Genomic DNA, 2,828 nt, shown 5'->3' with positions numbered 1-2,828 from the left:
CCGACCCTTGTTGTTGATGCAGACGGAGTGGTGACCGCATGGAACCAGGCGATGGAGGAGCTGACAGGAGTTCCTGCATCCGGGATGCTCGGGAAGGGAGATTTTGAGTATGCTCTCCCCTTTTATGGAGAGAGAAGACCGCTCCTGATAGATATCGCACGGGAAGCTGCCGATAACCGTGATTCATATATGGAGGTCCGGCAGAAGCATGACCTGATCGAGGCAGAGACGATCGATGCGAGACCCCATGGGCGGGAGGCGATCCTCTGGGTCAGGGCTGTTCCTCTCCAGGATGATTCCGGGCGGTGCACCGGTGCGATCGAGACGATCCGGGATGTAACAAAGGAGAGAGAGGCAGTTTCTGCTCTCCATGAACGGATCAAAGAGCTGAGCTGTCTGTACAGGATCTCTGCTCTCTTTGAGTACCAGGAGATTGCACAGGAGGAGATACCACAGCATGCAGTAGATCTTATACCGGCCGGATACCAGTGGCCGGAGAAGACCTCTGCACGAATCAGACTCCAAGATCAAGACTATACCAGTTCAGGCTTCTCGATGACACCCTGGAATCAGAGGCGTGAGATCGTCGTCAATAATGAGGTGGTCGGAGAGGCGATCGTCTGTGTATCTGAGGATATTGCATTTCTGCCTGAGGAGTCTGTCCTTCTCAGGACCATTGCTGAGATGATCGGGAGGTATGACGAGCGGATCAGGGCTCGGGAGGCGCTCCTCCGTACGAACGAAGAGCTTGCCGTAGCAGATGAGGAGACCCGATCACAGCTTGAAGAGCTGATCACGTTACAAAATGAGCTTGCTTCAAGGCAGGAACAACTTGCACGGATCATTGATACCCTTCCTGACCCGACCTTCGTCGTTGATGCAGACGGGGTTGTTGTTGACTGGAACCGGGCGATGGAGGAGCTGAGTGGTGTCTCTGCCTCTGAGATGGTCGGGAGGGGGGAGTACGCCTATGCGGTCCCATTTTACGGAGAGCAGAGGCCGATGCTGATTGATCATGCACGGGGTAGTCCGGGTGATCCCGGCAACTACACGATGCTTGAGGAGAAGAACGGGGTGATCGTTGGGGAGGCGGTGAATGGCAGGCCCCTTGGCAAAGCGGTGATCCTCTGGGGTCAGGCGGTTCCGCTCTATGATAAAGAGGGGCGATGCACCGGTGCGATCGAGACGATACGGGATATCACAAGCGAACGGGAGGCACAGAGGAGGCTTGCTGATAGCGAGGAGAAGTACCGGCGGCTGATCGAGAACCTCAGCGAGATCATCTATACGCTTGATACGGAGGGGAGGATCACCTATGTTTCACCGAATATTGAGGATATCCTCGGAATAAATCCTGTTCGTGCAATCGGAAAGCGTTTTGTTGATTTTATCCCTCCTGAGAAGAGGGAAGAGCAGCTATCAGAGTTTGGGAAGGTGCTATCCGGAGAAAGGGTGGTCGCAGAGTTCCCTCTTATCACTGAGGGAGGAGAGCAGTTCTGGATGAGTACAACGGTCCGTCCGGTGATCCGGAATGGAGAGGTGATCTCTATCCAGGGAATCCTCGTCAATATCACCAAACGGAGGGGTGCTGAGGAGGCACTCAGGATGAGTGAGGACCGGTTCCGCCGTCTTGCAGAGAATGCCGGGGATATCATCTACCAAGTCGAACTCCTCCCGAAGCCGCATTTCACGTATGTGAATCCTGCGATCACCAGTATCACAGGGTATACACCTGAGGAGTTCTATGCCGATCCAAATCTCGGCAATGAGATCGTCCATCCGGGAGATCAGAGCCCATATCTTGAGCCTGAGAAGTTATTCGGTACACCTGTTGTCATCCGATCGATCAGAAAAGACGGGAAGACCGTCTGGATGGAGCTGAAGAATGTCCCGATCTATGATGATGAGAGGCGGGTTGTTTCGATTGAGGGGATCGCCCGCGATATCACAGCGGCAAAACGGATCGGGGAGGAGCTTGAGAGGAGTGCGGCTGCGATCACCGATGCGAACCGGAAGCTGAACCTGATGGCCGGGATCACCCGGCATGATATTGCAAACCAGCTGACGGTGTTGCATGGGTATCTGGAGCTTTCACAGGATTGTGTCCGGGATACAACGCTCGCTGGTTATCTTGAGCAGATGGAAGAGGCGGCACACAGGATCAAGCGGCAGATCGAGTTTACCCGCGATTATCAGGACCTCGGGGTGACGGCACCAACATGGCAGCTGGTTGCAGAGATCCTCTGTGTTGTCGAAGGGACGGTGATGCCGATCATCGATGAGACGGATTGCGTGACGATATTCACCGATCCTCTCCTTCCGAAGGTCTTTGAAAACCTGATGGAAAATACGGAACAGTATGCCGAGGGTGCAACACGGGTGCGGGTCTCCTGTGAGCGGGATGGCGAGGACCTGTTGATCGTCTGGGAGGATGACGGGGTCGGAATCCCTGAAGAGGAGAAGGAGCGGATCTTTGAGAGGGGTGTTGGGAAGAATACCGGCCTTGGGCTCTTCTTTATCCGGGAGATCCTCGGGATCACCGGGATTGCGATCACCGAGGAGGGTGTGTATGGCAAAGGGGCGAGGTTTGTGATCCGGGTGCCGGAGGGGGAGTGGAGGTGAAGGGGTCTTTGGTTATATCTGGTCGCGAGCAGATACGATGTCGATCTTCAGATCCTCTTTTTTTGTATAACTCTCCAACGTCAGGTTTCAAATCAGGAGAGCAATAGCGTATGATTCATCTCCATCACCGCCGCCCCCGGAACCGACGGTTACACTATCGGGGTGAACATCGGGTGGCCCGGGCAGAGCGTGATGCATCTCCATCT

General features: G+C 54.7%; 1 protein-coding gene. It reads left to right on the top strand.

Annotated features, from left to right (window positions below; translation table 11 throughout):
- Nucleotides 1-2,622 (top strand): PAS domain S-box protein (locus Q7V06_RS04240; protein WP_304838575.1); only part of this gene is annotated, 2,622 nt, incomplete at its 5' end.
- Nucleotides 2,623-2,828 lie beyond the last annotated feature (206 nt).

The organism is Methanocalculus sp. (assembly GCF_030651615.1).
GTDB lineage: Archaea > Halobacteriota > Methanomicrobia > Methanomicrobiales > Methanocorpusculaceae > Methanocalculus.
This window is presented reverse-complemented; position numbering and strand designations above follow the sequence as displayed.